Genomic DNA, 18,524 nt, shown 5'->3' on the forward strand with positions numbered 1-18,524 from the left:
TCCTGGAGGGGATGCGCGCTGTCGCGGATTGGCAACGCTGCGTCACTCGGCGCAGTGTGCGCCCACTATAGGCCGGACGGATATTACCCAAGTCGAATACTGAAGATTTTTTCCGGTACGGCCGCGAAGATGCCCCTTTTTAAATGGATATTTCCAGAAAATGTGGGTGGCGGGTTCGGGGCTGTGACCTGGGCAGACGAGCACACTGGCTGAAGTTCGAGGAATGGCATGGCAAGGTTCAGGTTTGATAGGCGGGGGTCCGTCGACAAGGGGGTTGGAAGGCGTTGCAGCTTCGGGGCTTTTCTCATGTCGCGTCTTGCGCGATGAAGTGTCACTTCGCGTCTTTCGCGACGAAAACCGCAATCACCTGCGCGGTGCTCGCCCTCCTGGCCGCCTGCTCGACGGCCGAGGGCGCGCCCGCCCGGGTCGACACCAGCACGGCCGAGCTGGCCGGCGCGCCCTCCTGTGCGGTCACCGCCAGGCTCATCCCCTCCTGCGGCGCCTGGTGGGGCGTGGCGCCCGAGGTCTTCACCGGCGCTCCCGTGGCCGAGGCGCTGCGCGGGGCCGAGACGCGCATGGGCGCCGGCGCCGACGTGCTGCACGTCTACCATCGCGGCAGCGAGCTGTTCCCCACCCCGCAGGAGATCGGCCTGGCCCGCGATCCGGGCCGTCCCCGGCTGCTCATGATCAACTGGAAGCCGTCGCTCGACCGCACCTGGGCCGACATCGCCGACGGCGCCCTCGACCGGCGGATCGACCGCCTGGCCGACCACCTCAGGCGCACCTTCCCCGAACGGTTCTTCCTCACCCTCCACCACGAGCCGGAGAACGACGTCGACGCCCGCTCGGGGTCAGGCATGCAGGCCGGCGACTACGCGGCGATGTTCCGGCACGTCGTGCTCAGGCTGCGCGAGCGCGGGGTGAAGAACGCCGTGACGGTCATGACGTACATGGGGGCGCCCAACTGGGCGGCCAAGCCCTGGTTCGAGGATCTCTACCCCGGTGACGACGTGGTCGACTGGGTGGCCATGGACCCGTACGCCGACGACCGGGTGCACGACTTCGACGGGCTGGTGAACAAGACCCGCAAGGAGTACGGCAGCTGGCCGGGGTTCTACCGGTGGATGCAGGCGCGCTTCCCCGGCAAGCCGGTCATGGTGGCCGAGTGGGGGGTGTTCGAGCGGCCGGCCGACCGGGCCTTCAAACGGCGCTTCTTCGAGTCGGTGCTGAGACAGATCAAGCGGTATCCGCAGATCAAGGCGTTGTTGTACTTCGACTCGCCGCAGGCGCCGCGCGGCAACACGAGCTTCGACTCCGATCCGGGCGCGGCCCGCGCCTTCACCCAGCTCGCCCGCGACCGCTACTTCCGCTCGACCCGCGTGCCGCGGCCCTAGCGGTGTTCATGGCCTCACTGCGTGAGGCGGCTCGGTCGCCTTACGCCGCCGCCTTCCCCCGCTCTGGTCGCTGCGCTCCCGCCGCTCCTCCAGGCGACGGCACTCCCTCGCGGGTCTGCTTGCCTCACTGTGTGAGGCGGCTCGGTCGCCTTACGCCGCCGCCTTCCCCCGCTCTGGTCGCTGCGCTCCCGCCGCTCCTCCAGGCGACGGCACTCCCTCGCACCCTCCAGCCGACGACGGTGACGGCCGAGGCGAGGGCGAGGAGGGCGACGGTGAGGGTGTTGTTCACGTCCAGGAGCTTGAGCGCCGAGGCGAGCAGGACGATCGCCAGCAGGGCCCTGATCAGCCCGCCCGGGGCGCGTGAGGAGATCCGCGCGCCGAGGTAGACGCCGGGGATCGAGCCGACCAGCAGCGAGAGCGTGAGCTCCAGCTTGAAGTCGCCGAACATCAGGTGGCCGAGCGCGGCCGACGCGACCAGGGGCACGGCCTGCACCAGGTCGGTGCCGACGAGCTGGTTGGCCTTGAGCGCCGGATAGAGCACGAGCAGGGCCACGATGATCAGCGACCCCGATCCCACGGAGGAGACGCCGACCACGAGCCCGCCTACCGTACCGACCAGTAGGGTCGGAATTGGGCGCACGACGATCTCGTGGGCGCTCGACGAGCCGCCCCGCGCGCCGAGCCAGCCCTTGACCGCCATGCCGACGACGGCCAGCAGCAGCGCCACGCCCAGCGCGTACTTGACCGCGTCCGTCACGGCGAACGCGCGGGCCAGGAACACCCCGCAGAACGCGGCCGGCACCGACCCGGCGCACAACCAGCCGACCAGCCGCAGATTCACCGTGCCCCGCCGCAGGTGGACGACGCTGCCGACCGGTTTCATGACCGCCGAGGCGACCAGGTCGCTGGAGACCGCGGCCAGCGGCGGGACGTTGAAGAACAACATCATCATCGGGGTCATCAGGGCCCCGCCGCCCATGCCGGTCAGGCCGACCACGACGGCGACGACGAAGGACCCGGCGACCAGTGCGAAGTCGATCAACGTACCCATCCTCCGGACTGCAGCGCCCCCAGGACCTGGGAGACGGCCGCCTCGATCGAGATGTGCGTGGTGTCGATCACCAGGTCGGCGTCGTCCGGCTCCTCGTAGGGGTCGGAGACGCCGGTGAACTCGGGGATCAGGCCGGCGCGGGCCTTGGCGTACAGGCCCTTGCGGTCGCGCCGCTCGCACTCGGCCAGCGGCGTGGCGACGTGCACGAGCAGGAAGTCGGCCCCGACGGACTCGACCGTCTCGCGGACCTCCTCGCGGGTGGCGGCGTAGGGGGCGATGGGGGCGCAGATCGCCAGGCCGCCGTGGCGGGCCGCCTCGGCCGCGACGAAGCCGATGCGCCGGATGTTCAGGTCGCGGTCGGCCTTGGAGAAGGTCAGGCCCTTGGACAGCAGGTGGCGCACGACGTCGCCGTCGAGGTAGGTGACGGTGCGGGTGCCGAGCTCCAGCAGGGCGTCGCGCAGGCCGCGGGCGATGGTGGACTTGCCCGAGCCGGACAGGCCGGTGAAGAAGACGACCAGGCCGCGGCGATGGGGCGGGCCGGGGAGCGTGACCGGCTCGGGGCCCGCGTAGTGCTCGGTGGCGCCGTAGGCGGTGGCGACGTGCTCGCGCAGTTCGAGGTCGATCTCCGGCTCCGCGCGCGGCGCCAGCGGGACCGGGACGACGAGGGTGCCCTCCGGCAGGTGCGCCTTGGCGCGCAGCGCGGCGCGGACGACGCCGGGGCCCGCCTCGCCGTACGAGAGGGGGAGCAGCACGATCACCGCGTCGAGCTCCTTCGCGGTGGCGGTGATCTCGGTGAGGTCGTCGAGCGGCCCGCGCATCGTGACGGCCAGCGCGGGCCGGCCGCCCAGCTCGGCCCTGACCTCCGCGGGCGTGCGGCGCAGCCGGGCGAACGGGCCGTGCTCGGGCGCGCCGAGCGCCTTGAGCGGCCCCGAGGTCAGGCCGTCGGCCTCGCGCGCGGTCACGGTGAGCACGGCCAGCGGCAGGCCCTCGGGGTCGAGCAGCCGCACCTCGTCGCCGGGCGAGACCTCGGCGGGCAGGTGGAGGGTGACCGGCGCGGGCCAGGGGGTGCCGTCGGCGAGCGTGCCGCGCTCCTGCACGGCGTGCAGGTCGTCGTGGCCGAGGAAGCCGGTCAGCGGCTCGAACGCCCCGGACAGCAGCAGCTCAAGGTCGGCCAGCTCGTGCGCGTCCGGGGTCCACTCCACGGTTCCGACATCCCAACTATTCCGATTGAATTGGTAGGAAAGGAGTCTATCGCTCGGACCGCCCTGTCGCTAGAGCAGCCGGGCGAAGTGATGCTGGGGCTTCCTGATCACCATCGTGATCTCGTCGTGGGACGCCGGGTAACGCCCGCCGCTCAGCCGGTCGACCAGCGCGACAGCGGCGGAGCCGAGCCGGCCGGCGCGGGCCGGGCCGCTGACCCGGCGCTCGTCGTCGGTGATCATCAGGCCGCGGCTGAGACAGAAGGCGTGCATGCCGTCGCTGGAGGCCAGCGGCTCGTAGACGACGGGCAGCGGGCCCGGCGTGCCGGGGGTGACCAGCGTGCGCCACAACGCCCGGCGCAGCCACGACGGCGTGAGGCGGTCGAGCAGCCCGTAGGCCGACTTCCTGTCGCGCATGCGCAGCAGCACCAGGCCGCCCGGGCGCAGCGACTGGAGCAGGCGGTCGAACACCAGCTCGGCGTGCTGGACGCGTTCGAGCAGGAACGACAGGTGGATCACGTCGTAGGCGCGGTGCTGGAGCGGCACGCAGCGCAGGTCGCCGAGCGACCAGGCCACCAGGTCGGCGCGCTCCTCCACGACGTCCCTGATGACCGGGTGGTCCACGTCGGCGCCCGTGGCCCTGGCCTCCAGCGGCTCCACGTCGAGCGGCTCGTCGTGGGCGCACCCCGCGACGAGTATGTCGAGCCGCCGGCTGAACCGCCCGGCCCAGTGCTCGCGGATCCGTTGACCGAAGAGGTCGCCTCGCTGGGCGACTGATCGCACCTCAGACATGTCACCTACAGTAATCAATCGAGCCGTCTCGGTTAGGCACTTCCCTGCTAGCGTCCTGCCCCGTGGACGGGCAGGTTTACGTGGGGAACGCCAATATCGACGCGGCCGGCGACCGGGGCTGGCTGCTCGGTCACTTCAAACCCTTCGGCGACCCAAGACACAGTGAGGAAGTCGAGATCAAGTGGGGCGTGCACCCGGCGGGCGACGAGCGCGCGCAGTGGGTGAGGGGCGAGGAGCGCACCGCCCTGCTCGTCCTGATCAGCGGCCGGTTCCGGGTGGAGCTGCCGGGGCGCGGCGTGCTGCTGACCGAGCCCGGCGACTACGTGGTCTGGGGCAAGGGCGTCGACCACTCGTGGGTCGCCGAGGCGGAGTCGGTGGTGCTCACCGTACGCTGGCCGTCGGTCCCCGGTTACCGGGTGCCGCACCCCGAGTAGGCTGGGTGGAGACCCCCGCGACCTGACCCGGCCGGGGGTAGTTGTGTTGCCGTCGTGGGGCTGTGGGCGTATCTGATGAGTCTTTCCGGATTGCTTGACGTTGTGGCCCTGGGGGCCGGGGCCGACCCGAAGCTGACCGCCGCGCTCGAAGAGGGCGGCGACGTCTCACTGATCGCGCCGTCGGCGTTGCGGCCGTTCGGCGTGGCCGCGCTGGCCGCGCACGACCAGCGCACCGTGCTGGCCGTCACCGCCACCGGCCGGGAGGCCGAGGACCTGGCGGCGGCGTTGACGAGCCTTCTCGAGCCGAGCTCGGTCGCGGTGTTCCCGGCCTGGGAGACGCTGCCGCACGAGCGGCTCTCGCCGCGCAGCGACACCGTGGGCCAGCGCCTGGCCGTGCTGCGCAGGCTGGCGCACCCGGTCAAGGGCGACACCGCCGCCGGGCCGCTCGGCGTGGTGGTCGCTCCGGTCAGGGCGCTGCTCCAGCCGATCGTCAAGGGGCTCGGCGACCTGGAGCCGATCAGGCTGCGGGCGGGCGACGACGCCGACCTCGACGAGGTGGTCGAGCGCCTGGTCACCAACGGCTACCACCGGGTCGACATGGTGGAGAAGCGCGGCGAGGTGGCCGTGCGCGGCGGGCTGCTCGACGTGTTCCCGCCCACCGAGGAGCATCCGCTGCGGCTGGAGTTCTGGGGCGACACGGTCGAGGAGATCCGCTGGTTCAAGGTGGCCGACCAGCGCTCGCTGGAGGCGGCCGAGGACGGCCTGTTCGCGCCGCCGTGCCGCGAGCTGCTGCTGACCGGCGAGGTCCGGGCGCGGGCGCGGGAGCTGGCGCAGGAGCATCCGGCGCTCGCCGAGGTGCTCGACCAGCTCGCCGACGGCATTCCGGTCGAGGGCATGGAGGCGTTCGCGCCGGTGCTGGCGGGGGAGATGGACCTGCTGCTCGACCACCTGCCGGTCAGGTCGGCGGTGTTCGTGTGCGACCCCGAGCGCATCAGGGGCCGGGCCGAAGAGCTCGTACGCACCTCGCAGGAGTTCCTGGAGGCGTCCTGGATCAACGCGGCGGCCGGCGGCGAGGCCCCGATCGACCTGGGCGCGGCGGCCTTCCGCACGCTGGAGGAGATCCGCGACCACGCCGGCGCGCTGGGCCAGCCGTGGTGGACGATGGCGCCGTTCGGCAACGGCGTCGAGCTCGACGCCCAGGACTCCGAGGCCTACCGGGGCGACACCGCCAAGGCGCTGGCCGACATCAAGGGCTGGCTGGCCGAGGACAAGGCGGTCGTGCTGCTCAGCGAGGGCCACGGGCCGGCCGAGCGCATGGTCGAGCTGCTCAAGGGCGTCGACGTGCCCGCGCGGTTGCAGAGTTTCCTGGACAAGGCGCCCGAGCCCAAGGTCGTGCACGTCTCGACCGGCCTGATCGAGCACGGGTTCATCACCCCGCGCCTGGCCGTGCTCACCCACCTCGACCTGGTGGGCCAGAAGGCGTCCACCAAGGACATGCGCCGGCTGCCCTCGCGTCGCCGCAACATGGTCGACCCGCTCCAGCTCAAGGTCGGCGACCACGTCGTGCACGAGCAGCACGGCGTCGGCCGCTACGTCGAGATGGTCCAGCGCACGGTCCAGGGCGCGACCCGCGAGTACCTGGTCATCGAGTACGCCAAGGGCGACCGCCTCTACGTGCCCACCGACCAGCTCGACGAGGTCACCCGCTACGTCGGCGGCGAGGCGCCCACGCTCAACCGCATGGGCGGCGCCGACTGGGCCAAGGCCAAGTCCAGGGCCAAGAAGGCGGTCAAGGAGATCGCCGGCGAGCTGATCAGGCTCTACTCGGCCCGCATGGCCTCGCCGGGCCACGCCTTCGGCGCCGACACGCCGTGGCAGCGTGAGATGGAGGACGCCTTCCCCTACGCCGAGACCGGCGACCAGCTCGAAGCCATCGACGAGGTCAAGCGCGACATGGAACGCGGCGTCCCGATGGACCGGCTGATCTGCGGCGACGTCGGCTACGGCAAGACCGAGATCGCGGTGCGGGCGGCGTTCAAGGCCGTCCAGGACGGCAAGCAGGTGGCCGTGCTGGTGCCGACCACGCTGCTGGTGCAGCAGCACATGTCCACCTTCGCCGAGCGGTTCTCCAGCTTCCCCATCGCGATCAGGCCGATCTCGCGCTTCCAGACCGACGGCGAGGTCAAGGGCACGATGGAGGGGCTGCGGTCGGGCGCGGTCGACGTCGTCATCGGCACCCACCGGCTGCTCAGCCCGGAGGTCAGGTTCAAGGACCTCGGGCTGATCATCATCGACGAGGAGCAGCGGTTCGGCGTCGAGCACAAGGAGGCCATGAAGCACCTGCGCACGCAGGTCGACGTGCTGGCCATGTCGGCCACGCCGATCCCGCGCACGCTGGAGATGGGCCTGACCGGCATCCGCGAGATGTCCACGATCCTGACGCCGCCGGAGGAGCGGCACCCGATCCTCACGTTCGTGGGGCCGTACGAGGAGAAGCAGATCGCGGCGGCGATCCGGCGCGAGCTGATGCGCGACGGCCAGATCTTCTTCGTGCACAACCGGGTGGCCTCCATCAACCGGGTGGCGGCGCGGCTGCGCGAGCTGGTCCCCGAGGCGCGCATCGCGGTCGCTCACGGCCAGATGAACGAGCACCAGCTCGAGAAGATCATGGTCGGCTTCTGGGAACGCGAGTACGACCTGCTCGTCTCCACCACGATCGTCGAGTCCGGCCTCGACGTGCCCAACGCCAACACGCTCATCGTCGACCGGGCCGACAACTACGGCCTGTCCCAGCTCCACCAGCTCAGGGGCCGGGTCGGGCGAGGCAGGGAACGCGGTTACGCGTACTTCCTCTACCCGCCGGAGAAGCCGCTGACGGAGACCGCGCACGAGCGCCTGGCCACCATCTCCCAGCACACCGAGATGGGCGCGGGCATGTACGTCGCGATGAAGGACCTGGAGATCCGCGGCGCGGGCAACGTGCTCGGCGCCGAGCAGTCGGGCTTCATCGCGGGCGTCGGCTTCGACCTCTACGTGCGCCTGATGGCCGAGGCCGTGCAGGAGCAGAAGGCCAAGCTGTCCGGGGCCGAGGTCCAGCAGGAGCAGCAGGACGTCAAGGTCGAGCTGCCCATCAACGCCCACATCCCGCACGACTACGTCACCTCCGAGCGGCTGCGGCTGGAGGCGTACAAGCGCATCGCGGCCATCACCGCGCCGATCCACATCGAAGAGGTCCGCGACGAGCTCACCGACCGCTACGGCAAGCCGCCGGTGGAGGTGGAGAACCTGCTGGAGGTGGCCCGCTTCCGGATCAAGGCGCGCTCGGCCGGGCTCACCGACGTCACGCTGCAGGGGCAGAACATCAAGTTCGGCCCGGCCCGGCTGCGGGAGTCGCAGCAGGTCAGGCTCGACCGGCTGTACAAGAAGGCGGTCTACAAGCAGGCGGCCGAGACGTTGCTCGTGCCGGTGCCCAAGACCAAGCCGCTGGGCGGGCAGCCGTTGCGCGACCTGGATCTGCTCAAATGGTGCGGCGACCTGGTCGAGGCGATGTTTCTTGAGCCCGCGCGGGTAAGCTGAGCGCGGTTTTTGTTCGGAAAGGGACGCATGTGAAGTCGATTCGAGTGGCTGTGGCCGCCGGTGCGGTCGGACTCGCCGCGCTGACCGCCTGCTCTTCGCCCATGGAGGCCGGAGCAGCGGCCGTGGTCGGGAGCGAGCGCATCTCGGCCCGCGACCTGACCAGGAACGTTCAGGAGTACGAGGCCGCCCTCAAGCGCGCCAACGTCTCGGCCGAGCAGCTCGGGGTGCCCGTCACCCAGTTCGTGCTCTACCGGATGGCGAACGAGAGCGCGTTCAGGCAGCTCGCGGCCAAGCACAACGTGCAGGTCAGCGAGAGCGAGGTGGACAACGCGCTCAAGGACCCGGGCCAGTACCAGTCGCCCGAGATCAACCTGATCGCCAGGGGCGTCAGCCCGGCCGACGCGCGGGGCTACCTGCGCGCGGAGCTGGGCGCGGTCAAGGTGCGCAACCAGCTCGGCGGCGCCCAGGACCAGGCCGCGCAGGAGAAGTTCGTCAAGGAGCTGACGAGCATCAAGCCGGTCTACAGCCCCCGTTACGGCCAGTTCAGCCAGCAGGGCTTCGTCGATCCGGGCCGGTTCGGCAAGTCCTCCCAGCAGGCGCAGCCGCAGCAGGGCTAGCCCGATGCCGCTGATCGTCGTCACCACCTCGCCCCGGGTCGCGCCGGGCCTGCTGAGCGACCAGGCCTGGCAGGCGCTGCGCTCGGGGCCCGTGCTGACCGGCTCGGCCGGCCACCCGCAGCTTCCCTATCTGGCCGCCGCCGGGATCGAGGCGGAGGTCGTCGTGCCCGACGCGGTCGCGCTGTCCAGGCGGGCGGTGCGCGAGCGGGTGGTCTGGCTCGCCGGTGACGACGAGGACTTCATGCGCGCGATCGGGCGCGCGGCCATCGCGCTCGACGAGCCGCCGCTCATCGAGGTCGTGCCCGGTTCGTACGACCTGCCCGGCTCGCGGGTGCTCGACCTGGTCGCGGTGATGGACCGGCTGCGCACCGAATGCCCGTGGGACCGCAAGCAGACGCACGAGTCGCTGGTGCCGTACCTGCTGGAGGAGTCGTACGAGGTCCTGGAGACGATCGAGCAGGGCGACTACCCGGCGCTCCGCGAGGAGCTCGGCGACCTGCTGCTCCAGGTGGTCTTCCACGCCCGCGTGGCCGAGACGTTCGACATGGACGATGTCGCCGCGGGGATCGTCGAGAAGCTCGTCCGGCGGCACCCGCACGTGTTCGGATCGGTGCGGGCCGAGAGCGCGGACGAGGTCAACGACAACTGGGAGGCGATCAAGGCGGCCGAGCGGGCGGCCAAGGGCGGCGAGTCGTCGGTGCTCGACGGCGTCCCCCTGGGCCAGCCCGCGCTCGCGCTGGCCGCCCAGCTGCTGCGCAGGGCCGAACGGGCCGGTGCGCCCGAGGCCCTGGCGGCCGCGATCGGCCAGGGGGTGGCGCGCGAGCTGTTCGACCTCGTACGCCGGGCGCAGGAGGCCGGGCTGGACCCCGAGGCCGAGCTGCGCGCCGCGGCCCGTGCCTACCGCGACCGCGTACGCGCGTGGGAGTCCAACGCCTGACCGTCTCGGTTGTCGGGAGAAGTCACCAAATGCCAGGATCCTCGGGGGCTTGAACCGGCGAGCCGAGGGGGACTGGTGGTGGAGCTGAGACCGCTGCGCTCGGGGGAGCCGCGGGAGGTGGCGGGCTACCGCCTGCTCGGCCGGCTGGGCGACGGCGGCCAGGGGTCGGTGTTCCTCGGCCGCGACGCGCGCGGCGGCCACGCGGCCGTCAAGGTGCTGCATCCGCGCCTGCTGGGCGACGAGCGGGCCACCCGCCGGTTCCTGCGGGAGAGCACGACCGCCGCCAAGGTGGCCGGCGCGCGCACGGCCCGGATCTACGGCAGCGGGCTGGCCGAGGGGCGGCCGTACATCGTCAGCGAGTTCATCGACGGGCCGTCCCTGCACGACCTGGTCCTGGACGGCGGCCCGCTGACCGGCGGCGAGCTGGACCGGCTGGCGGCCGGCACGATCACGGCCCTGACCGCCATCCACGGCGCGGGCATCGTGCACCGCGACTTCAAGCCGAGCAACGTGCTGATGGGCCAGGACGGCCCCCGCGTGATCGACTTCGGCATCGCCAAGGACGTGGACGTCTCCACCACGGCGAGCAGCGTCGTCGGCACGCCGGGGTACATGTCGCCGGAGCAGATCGCGGGGGAGGGCGCGACGGCCGCCTCCGACGTCTTCAGCTGGGCGGCCACCCTCGGGTTCGCCGCCACGGGGGAGCCGCTGTTCGGCAGGGACTCGATCCCGGCCGTGATGAACCGGATCCTGCACGCCGAGCCGGACCTGCGGGAGGTGCCCGAGCCGCTGCGCGCGGTGCTGGCGGCGTGCCTGGCCAAGGAGCCGGGGGCGCGGCCGTCGGCCGAGGAGGTGCTGGCGCGGCTGCTGGGCCGCACGGCGCCGCGCGGGCCCGTCAGCGGGCCCGTCAGCGGGCCTGCCAGCGGGCACGGTCCCGGGCGCGTCCGCGGGCCCGTCCGCGAGCAGGTCCGTGGGCAAGCCCGTGGGCACGGTCGCAGGCGGGCGCGACCCGGCGCTGGTGAGGTGCGGGCGGAGCGGCCCGGCGCGGGTGAGGTGCGGGCGGAGCGGTTCGGCGCGCGTCGGGTGACGCGGCGGGGGTGGGCCGCCGCCGGGGTCGGCGTGCTGGTCGCCGTGGGGGTGGTGGCCGGGGTGTTGTGGCGCAACGCCGGTCTGCCCTCCGGCGGGCAGGACGGCGGGCCGGCGGAGGCGTTCGGCGTCGAGCTCGGCCCCCGGTTCGGGCCCGCGTCGGGAGCCCAGGTCGCGGCGATGGCCATCGGGCACCACAAGGGCGCGCCCGTCGTCGTCTACGCCGAGCGGGCGGGCAACTCGATCGAGGTGTGGGACCCGCGTACCGGCGAGCCGCTCGACCGGCTCGCGAACGCCGGCCCCACGCCGGTGCGCTCGCTGCTGCTGGTCCCGGTGGGCGGCCGGCAGACCGCGGTCTGGACGGGCACGGACGGGGCCGTGCGGCGCTGGCGCATCGGCGACGCCCGCCCTGGCACGTGGCACGCGGTGTGCCCGTCGGAGGCCCGCCTGGCGCCCGGCCAGTGGCGCAAGCAGCCCGCGGTGATGATCGGCTGCCGTGACGGCCGGGTCGTGACGCTCGACCTGGCCGCCAACCGCGTCGTCGCCCGCGCCAGGCCGGCCACCGGCCCGGTCACCGCCCTGGCCTGGGACGAGGCCAGCGGCAAGGCCCTCGTCGGCACCGGCCGGGGCCTGGTGCACGCGGCCGGCGGGCTGCTCGGCGAGGGCAAGGGCGAGGTGCGTTCGGTCGCCGCGTTCGGCGACGGCCGCGCCGCCGTCACCACGGGCCGCTCGACCGCCGTGTACGACCTGGCCAGCGGCGCCTACGTGCGCGGCTTCACCACGGGCGCGGCGGGCGCCGGCGTCACGGCCGCGGGCGGCCGCCGGATGATCGCCGGCGGCGGCGACGGGGTCACCGTGTGGAACGCCGACCGCGGCGAGCGGCTGGGCGGCCTCGTGCCGGGCAGGAAGGTCACCGCCCTGGCGGTGGGCGACGGCCTGCTGGTCGCCGCGACAGGCGGCCGCCTCCAGGCCTGGAGCCTGTCCCCGACCGGCTGACCCCCGACGGGCCCGAAGCCTGTCCCCGACCGGCTGACCCCCGACGGGCCCGAAGCCTGTCCCCGACCGGCTGACCCCCGACGGGCCCGAAGCCTGTCCCCGACCGGCTGACCCCCGACGGGCCCGAAGCCTGTCCCCGACCGACTGGCCATGACGGGCCCGATGTCCGGCAGTCGGACCGTGCCGTATCGGTGGCCCTGGGTACCGATAGGCTCTGATGGCATATTGCCTTTCGATTTAGGAGCGCAACCCGTGGCTACCATCGAGGTCGTTTACGCTCGCGAGATCCTCGACTCCCGGGGCAACCCCACGGTCGAGGTCGAGGTCGTGCTCGACGACGGCAGCAGCGGCCGCGCCGCCGTGCCGAGCGGGGCGTCCACCGGCCAGTTCGAGGCGGTCGAGCTGCGTGACGGCGGCAAGCGCTATGGCGGCAAGGGCGTGGAGAAGGCCGTGCTGGCGGTGACCGACGAGATCTTCGAGGAGATCAACGGGATCGAGGCCGAGGACCAGCGCATCATCGACCAGATCATGATCGACCTCGACCGCACACCGAACAAGGCCAAGCTGGGCGCCAACGCCATCCTGGGCGTCTCGCTCGCCGTCGCCAAGGCCGCGGCCGACAGCGCCGACCTGCCCCTGTTCCGCTACGTCGGCGGCCCCAACGCCCACGTGCTGCCCGTGCCGATGATGAACATCCTCAACGGCGGCGCGCACGCCGACACCAACGTCGACATCCAGGAGTTCATGATCGCGCCGATCGGGGCGGAGACGTTCCGCGAGGCCGTGCGCATGGGCACCGAGGTCTACCACGCGCTCAAGGGCGTGCTGAAGGAGAAGGGCTACGCGACGGGCCTGGGCGACGAGGGCGGCTTCGCCCCCAACCTGCCCTCCAACCGCGACGCCCTCGACCTGATCCTGGTCGCGATCGAGCGGGCCGGCTACGTGCCGGGCGAAGACGTGGCGCTGGCCCTCGACGTGGCCGCCTCCGAGTTCCACAAGGACGGCGTCTACACGATCGACGGCAAGGGCGTCTCGGCGCGGGAGCTCATCGCTTTCTACGAAGACCTGGTCGCCAACTACCCGCTCGTCTCCATCGAGGACCCCCTCGACGAGGAGGACTGGGAGGGCTGGAAGGCCATCACCGAGGCCCTCGGCGACAAGGTGCAGCTCGTCGGCGACGACCTGTTCGTCACCAACCCCGAGCGGCTGGAGCGCGGCATCAACGAGGGCACCGCCAACGCCCTGCTGGTCAAGGTCAACCAGATCGGCACGCTGTCGGAGACCCTCGACGCCGTCGACCTGGCCCACCGCAACGGCTACCGGTGCATGATGAGCCACCGTTCCGGCGAGACCGAGGACACGACGATCGCCGACCTGGCGGTGGCGGTCAACTGCGGCCAGATCAAGACCGGCGCCCCGGCGCGGTCCGACCGCGTGGCCAAGTACAACCAGTTGCTGCGCATCGAGGAGCTTCTCGACGATGCCGCCCGCTACGCGGGTCGCGCGGCTTTTCCGCGGTTCCGGCGCTAGTTTCGACTGACGGTCCGCGGCCTGGGAAGGTCTGACGGCCGCGGGCCGTACGTCGAAGGGGGTGTGCAGCATTGGCGAAGAGGCCGCAGCTGACCGGGCGGGCCGCCATCCTCGCGGTCGTGGTGTGCGCGATCGCGATGAGCCTGGCCTACCCTGTGCGCGAGTACATCAGCCTGCGCCGCAGCATCGCCGAGCTGCAGGCGGAGAAGGCCAGGGTCGAGGCCGAGCGGCAGACGCTGCTGGCCCGCGACCGGCAGAGCGACGATCCCAACTGGATCAAGCGCACCGCCAAGGAGCGGCTGCACTTCTGCGGCCCCGGCGAGAAGTGCTATGTGGTGATGGAGCCCGAGCAGGGCAAGGAGCAGACGGCCGTGAAGCAGCCCGTCGAGGTGCCGCCGTGGTACCAGACGCTGTGGGAGTCGGTGGAGGCCGCCGACAAGGGCACGGGCCGCAGAGCGGTGGAGAGCAGCAGTGGAAAGTGACGACGTCGAGGCGGTCCAGCGGCAGCTCGGCCGGCCGCCCAGAGGGCTGCGCGGGGTGGCCCACCGCTGCCCGTGCGGCAATCCCGACGTGGTGGAGACCGCGCCGCGGCTGCCCGACGGGTCGCCGTTCCCGACCCTGTACTACCTGACCTGCCCCAAGGCCGCCTCGGCCATCGGCACGCTCGAAGGCTCCGGCCTGATGCGCGAGATGCAGGCCAGGCTGGCGAGCGACCCCGACCTGGCGGCCGCCTACCAGGCCGCGCACGACGACTACGTCGCCAGGCGCGACAAGGCGGCCCACGACGAGGGCATGGAGCCGCTGCCCCGCGACATGCAGAGCACCGGCGGCATGCCGCTGCGGGTGAAGTGCCTGCACGCCCTGGTGGCGCACGAGCTGGCGGTGCCGGGGAGCAACCCGTTCGGCAGGGAGGCGCTCGACGCGCTCCCCGACTGGTGGAGTGACGGACCATGCGTGTAGCCGCCATCGACTGCGGCACCAACTCGGTGCGCCTGCTCATCGCCGACGTCCGCGACGACACGCTGCACGACGTCGAGCGGCGGATGGAGATCGTCCGGCTGGGGCAGGGGGTCGACCGCACCGGCATGCTGGCGCCCGACGCGCTGGAGCGCACGTTCAAGGCGATGCGTTCCTACCGGGAGCTGATCGACCGGCACGGCGCGGTCGCGACCAGGGTGGTCGCCACGAGCGCCACCCGCGACGCGGGCAACCGGCAGGAGTTCGCCGACGGCGTGCGCGAGATCTTCGGCGTGACGCCCGAGGTCGTGACGGGGGCGGAGGAGGCCGAGCTGTCGTTCACGGGGGCGACCAGGGGCCTGCTGCGCATCTCGCCGGAGACCGAGCTGCCGCAGGGCCCGCTGCCGCCCTACCTGGTGGTGGACATCGGCGGCGGCTCCACGGAGTTCGTGGTCGGCTCCGAGCACGCCGAGGCCGCGCTGTCGGTGGACATCGGCTGCGTACGGCTGACCGAACGCCACCTGAGGGACGCCGGCGACCCGCCCTCGGCCCCCGCGCTGGAGGCGGTCGTCGCCGACATCGAGGCGGCCCTCGACCGGGTCGAGGAGGCGGTGCCCGTCGAGCGGGCGCACACGCTGGTCGGCCTGGCGGGCTCGGTGACCACGATCGCGGGTATCGCGCTCGACCTGCCGGCCTACGACTCCGAGCGCATCCACCACTCCAGGATCACCGCCGAGGAGGTGCACGAGGTGACGCGGCGGCTGCTGGCGATGACCCATGGTGATCGCGCGCAGGTCCCGGTGATGCATCCTGGGCGTGTTGACGTGATTGGTGCCGGTGCGCTAATTCTTGACCGGATCGTGCGTCGTTTTGCGTTTTCCCAGGTCGTCGTCAGCGAACACGACATCTTGGACGGAATCGCCTGGTCCCTCGCCGGCTGAGATAGCCAAATCCGGACATTTCCGATCTATGACCCGTGTTGAGCGTGCAATCACTATTGTGATTAGGTAAAGGCGCAAAACGGGGGCTTTGCCATATTGCTGTGCACGGAAGGTGTCGGCGTGGCGACCGTTCCCGAGCGCGTCTTTTCCCTCACGGAATGGAGCACTCTCACATGATGTCTGTTGGGTTGGCACGTAAGGCGGCGGCGTTCGGCGCCTCCGCCGCCGTGCTGGCCGCCATGGCAGCGGGCCTGGTAGCCAGCCCCGCTCAGGCGGCGACCTCGGCCGCGGCCGGCAAGGCCGGCACGGCCACCGCGGCCAAGACCTCCAAGTCCGGCAAGGTCTCGGTCACCACGCCGAAGGTCTCGTCGAAGAACTACCAGGGTTCCTGTCCGGTCAACCTCCGCTTCTCGTCCAGGATCTCGGTCCCGGTCAAGGGCAAGACCGAGCTCGCCTACCGTTGGCTCCACGGTGACGGGTCCAAGGGCAAGGTCCAGGTGGTCAAGCTCAAGGGCCACGGCACCAAGACGGTCACCGTCAAGGAGTCGGTGACCTTCAAGGGTGAGGTCAAGGGCTGGGAGGCCGTCCAGGTCCTCGGTCCGAAGAAGGCCACGTCCAAGAAGGGCTACTTCTCGGTCAGCTGTGCCGACCAGGGTGGCAAGAATGACGGAAACGACTTCTCGGGCGTCCGTACGGACAAGGACGTGTCGGTCTCGGCTCGCGCCTGGGCCAACCCGTCGTCCTACGAGGGCGTCTGCACCCCGGGTGACAAGATCGACTTCACCGGTCTGATCAGCGTCAACCACCCGACGTGGGTCCGTTACCGCTGGATCCTGAACGGCGAGGTCGCCGACCACGGCAAGGTCAAGGTCTGGAACAAGCGTAAGGTCGGCTTCGGCATCTCCCCGCGTCACAGCCAGCGTGGCTGGGCGCAGCTCGAGATCGTCGGCCCCGACGACGCCCTGTCCAACCGCGCCTACTACAAGGTGTGGTGCAAGGACTCGACCCCCGCTCCCGCTGTCAAGGTGTCGGCCACCAACCTGGTGACGGCCACCAACCACAACGGTTGCAAGGTCGGCGCGCGCGCCACGGTCAGCGCGACCGGCGCCGCGCGCGTCCAGTACACCTGGGCGGTCAACGGCGAGTCGGTGTCCAAGGGCGAGACCTTCTTCGCCGGCAGCGGCTCCAAGACCGTCGAGCTCTCCGAGCAGGCGCTGATCGGCAACGCCGCCAAGGGTGGCAAGATCACCCTGACGGTCACCGGCCGCAACAACAGTGACTCGATCACGCAGTCGTACGCGGCGTGCGAGGCTCCCAAGCCCACCGCGTCCGTGTCGTCCGTGTCGGTCACCAACACCCGCACCGACATGTGCAAGGACAACCGTGGTCCCGGCGTGGACTTCTCGGCCACCCTGCACAGCACCGGCCCGACCACCGTCAAGTACTACTGGGTGGTCAACGGCGTCAAGGACGTCAACGTCCTTGAGCGTCAGGTCAACGGCGACCTCGCCGTGACCTGGGGCGTCGGTGGCACGCAGAACAGCAAGGAGACGAAGGGCACCATCGAGCTCGTCGTCGTCAGCCCGAACGCCGCCTCCTCGGGCGTCGCCAACTACTCGGCGACCTGCCCCAAGACCGACGCCTAAGCTGATCATGTGACCGGGCGGCACCCTCACGGGAGCCGCCCGGTTCTCTTGTTGCCACTACTGTGCTTTGCACAGTACTCTGCTTCGCGTGGATAGCAGCCAGTTGCTCAAGGGCGTGCTCGACCTGGCCGTCCTGGCCGTGCTCGCCGAGCGCGACGGCTACGGCTACGACGTCGTGCGCCGGCTCAGGGAGGCGGGCCTGGAAGAGGTGGGCGACGCCTCCGTGTACGGCACGCTGCGCCGCCTGTTCAAGGCCGGCGCGCTCAACTCCTACGTCGTCGCCTCCGACGAGGGCCCCCACCGCAAGTACTACGGGCTCAACGAGGTCGGCCGCACCCTGTACGCCACCTCCGCCAAGCGGTGGGCGTCGTTCGCGGCCACCATGGATTCCCTGCTCAAGGAGGGCCACGCATGACCACGCCGGAACAGTACGCGCAGGCCGTCCGCGACGCCCTGGCCGGTCACCCCGACCGCGAGGAGCTGATCGAGGACCTCGACGACCATCTGGCCGAGATCGCGGCCGAGTCCGACCTGCCGCTGGAGGATCGGCTCGGGCCGCCCGCCGCGTACGCGGAGGAGCTGGTGGCCGCCTACGGGGGGCGTCCCCAGAGCCGCCGGAGTCGCCGTCCGCGGCCGCGCGCGTGGGCGGCGCGGGCGCATGCCGGGCTGCTGCGGCACAGGCCGTACCGGAGCTTCGTGGCCTTCCTGCCCGAGCTGCGGCCCGGCTGGTGGGTGCTGCGCGGCTACCTGCTGGCCATGCTGCTGCTGGCGATCACGGCGGGCGGCGGCGTCGTCCCGGGGAACCTTGCGGAGTGGGCGCTCGTGGCGGTGGCCGTGTGGATCTCGGTGTGGTTCGGCCGGGCCCGCGGCGGGCGCTTCGCCGCGCTGCTGGCCACGGGCGTCAACGTGCTGGCGGCGCTGGCGCTGCTGGCCGGCATGGCGGCGGTCTCCGACCGCGACGACCAGCCGGTCGCGATGGCGGCGCCGGCCGACGTGATGCTGGTCGGCGGCGGCCTCGACGTCTACAACATCAAGCCGTACGCCAAGGACGGCAGCCCGCTGACCGACGTCTACCTCTACGACCAGGACGGCAAACCGATCACGGTCAGCCCCGAGGAGCACGGGTACATGGTCGACCGGTCCTGCGGCGAGCCGGTGCTCAACCGCTACCCGCTGCCGCTGGTCCAGCAGCAGGAGATGATGGCCGACGACGGCATGCCCACGGCCGCGCCCGCCGCGTGCCCGACGGCCTCCACGGCGCCCCTCGCCCCTTCGGCGACGCCCGCGCCGGCCGCCACCGCCACTGCCACCGCCACCCCCACCGCCGCCACGCCCGTGCCCGAGAGGACGAGGTGATCGGGCACCATC

16 protein-coding genes are annotated in these 18,524 nt (G+C 71.6%); 13 read left to right on the plus strand and 3 right to left on the minus strand.

Features of this window, described 5'->3' with window-relative positions:
• Window positions 1-374 precede the first annotated feature (374 nt).
• A complete protein-coding gene (locus tag AB0J71_RS14875) occupies window positions 375-1,394 on the plus strand; it encodes a hypothetical protein (protein ID WP_364414521.1) in 1,020 nt (339 codons plus the stop codon).
• A 124-nt stretch (window positions 1,395-1,518) separates the two neighbouring features.
• On the opposite strand, the gene AB0J71_RS14880 is transcribed toward AB0J71_RS14875, so the two are convergent.
• The 3 genes from AB0J71_RS14880 to AB0J71_RS14890 all read right to left on the minus strand — a co-directional run bounded on the left by AB0J71_RS14880 (window position 1,519) and on the right by AB0J71_RS14890 (window position 4,436).
• A complete protein-coding gene (locus AB0J71_RS14880; protein WP_352323576.1) occupies window positions 1,519-2,445 on the minus strand; it encodes a sulfite exporter TauE/SafE family protein in 927 nt (308 codons plus the stop codon).
• Window positions 2,433-3,647, minus strand: a complete 1,215-nt coding sequence (gene cysC / locus AB0J71_RS14885; protein WP_364414523.1) for an adenylyl-sulfate kinase — start codon at window positions 3,645-3,647, stop codon at window positions 2,433-2,435. The genes AB0J71_RS14880 and cysC overlap by 13 nt, the downstream gene beginning before the upstream one ends.
• A 69-nt stretch (window positions 3,648-3,716) precedes the next feature.
• Window positions 3,717-4,436, minus strand: coding sequence for a methyltransferase domain-containing protein (locus AB0J71_RS14890; RefSeq protein ID WP_352323574.1), 720 nt, complete (start codon window positions 4,434-4,436; stop codon window positions 3,717-3,719).
• 62 nt (window positions 4,437-4,498) lie between these two features.
• Here AB0J71_RS14890 and AB0J71_RS14895 point away from each other — a divergent pair, with 62 nt between their 5' ends.
• The 12 genes from AB0J71_RS14895 (at window position 4,499) to AB0J71_RS14950 (ending at window position 18,512) form a co-directional block, all read left to right on the plus strand.
• Window positions 4,499-4,870, plus strand: a complete 372-nt coding sequence (locus AB0J71_RS14895) for a signal peptidase I (protein ID WP_352323573.1) — start codon at window positions 4,499-4,501, stop codon at window positions 4,868-4,870.
• Between the two features lie 75 nt (window positions 4,871-4,945).
• On the plus strand, window positions 4,946-8,446 hold the full coding sequence (gene mfd, locus AB0J71_RS14900; protein ID WP_364414525.1) for a transcription-repair coupling factor: 3,501 nt from the start codon (window positions 4,946-4,948) through the stop codon (window positions 8,444-8,446).
• A complete protein-coding gene (locus AB0J71_RS14905) occupies window positions 8,443-9,063 on the plus strand; it encodes a SurA N-terminal domain-containing protein (RefSeq protein ID WP_352323577.1) in 621 nt (206 codons plus the stop codon). The genes mfd and AB0J71_RS14905 overlap by 4 nt, the downstream gene beginning before the upstream one ends.
• A gap of 4 nt (window positions 9,064-9,067) precedes the next feature.
• Window positions 9,068-10,000 carry a MazG family protein gene (locus tag AB0J71_RS14910; RefSeq protein ID WP_352323571.1) on the plus strand — a complete coding sequence of 311 codons (933 nt, stop codon included), beginning with the start codon at window positions 9,068-9,070 and terminating at the stop codon, window positions 9,998-10,000.
• A gap of 75 nt (window positions 10,001-10,075) precedes the next feature.
• A complete protein-coding gene (locus tag AB0J71_RS14915; RefSeq protein WP_364414527.1) occupies window positions 10,076-12,082 on the plus strand; it encodes a protein kinase in 2,007 nt (668 codons plus the stop codon).
• A gap of 252 nt (window positions 12,083-12,334) precedes the next feature.
• Complete coding sequence (gene eno, locus AB0J71_RS14920) at window positions 12,335-13,612, plus strand: phosphopyruvate hydratase (protein WP_352323569.1); 1,278 nt, start codon at window positions 12,335-12,337, stop codon at window positions 13,610-13,612.
• 71 nt (window positions 13,613-13,683) lie between these two features.
• Window positions 13,684-14,094 carry a septum formation initiator family protein gene (locus AB0J71_RS14925; protein WP_352323568.1) on the plus strand — a complete coding sequence of 137 codons (411 nt, stop codon included), beginning with the start codon at window positions 13,684-13,686 and terminating at the stop codon, window positions 14,092-14,094.
• Window positions 14,084-14,572 carry a DUF501 domain-containing protein gene (locus AB0J71_RS14930; RefSeq protein ID WP_352323567.1) on the plus strand — a complete coding sequence of 163 codons (489 nt, stop codon included), beginning with the start codon at window positions 14,084-14,086 and terminating at the stop codon, window positions 14,570-14,572. The genes AB0J71_RS14925 and AB0J71_RS14930 overlap by 11 nt, the downstream gene beginning before the upstream one ends.
• The gene (locus AB0J71_RS14935) at window positions 14,563-15,510 is read left to right on the plus strand and encodes a Ppx/GppA phosphatase family protein (protein WP_352323566.1); all 948 of its coding nucleotides are present in this window, start codon (window positions 14,563-14,565) and stop codon (window positions 15,508-15,510) included. The genes AB0J71_RS14930 and AB0J71_RS14935 overlap by 10 nt, the downstream gene beginning before the upstream one ends.
• A gap of 188 nt (window positions 15,511-15,698) precedes the next feature.
• A complete protein-coding gene (locus tag AB0J71_RS14940) occupies window positions 15,699-17,156 on the plus strand; it encodes a hypothetical protein (RefSeq protein ID WP_364414529.1) in 1,458 nt (485 codons plus the stop codon).
• A gap of 88 nt (window positions 17,157-17,244) precedes the next feature.
• A complete protein-coding gene (locus AB0J71_RS14945) occupies window positions 17,245-17,571 on the plus strand; it encodes a PadR family transcriptional regulator (protein WP_352323564.1) in 327 nt (108 codons plus the stop codon).
• A complete protein-coding gene (locus tag AB0J71_RS14950) occupies window positions 17,568-18,512 on the plus strand; it encodes a hypothetical protein (RefSeq protein WP_364414531.1) in 945 nt (314 codons plus the stop codon). Before AB0J71_RS14945 ends, AB0J71_RS14950 begins: the two co-directional genes overlap by 4 nt.
• The last annotated feature ends 12 nt before the right edge of the window (window positions 18,513-18,524 follow it).

The sequence above is a fragment of the Nonomuraea sp. NPDC049637 genome (assembly GCF_040675235.1).
Lineage (GTDB): Bacteria > Actinomycetota > Actinomycetes > Streptosporangiales > Streptosporangiaceae > Nonomuraea.

Excerpts from the sequence above, each read along its gene's own strand:
- AB0J71_RS14880 (WP_352323576.1), bottom strand. The coding sequence starts at position 2,445 with ATGGGTACGTTGATCGACTTCGCACTGGTCGCCGGGTCCTTCGTCGTC.
- AB0J71_RS14890 (WP_352323574.1), bottom strand. The coding sequence starts at position 4,436 with ATGTCTGAGGTGCGATCAGTCGCCCAGCGAGGCGACCTCTTCGGTCAA.
- mfd (WP_364414525.1), top strand. The coding sequence starts at position 4,946 with ATGAGTCTTTCCGGATTGCTTGACGTTGTGGCCCTGGGGGCCGGGGCC.
- AB0J71_RS14910 (WP_352323571.1), top strand. The coding sequence starts at position 9,068 with ATGCCGCTGATCGTCGTCACCACCTCGCCCCGGGTCGCGCCGGGCCTG.
- AB0J71_RS14935 (WP_352323566.1), top strand. The coding sequence starts at position 14,563 with ATGCGTGTAGCCGCCATCGACTGCGGCACCAACTCGGTGCGCCTGCTC.
- AB0J71_RS14950 (WP_364414531.1), top strand. The coding sequence starts at position 17,568 with ATGACCACGCCGGAACAGTACGCGCAGGCCGTCCGCGACGCCCTGGCC.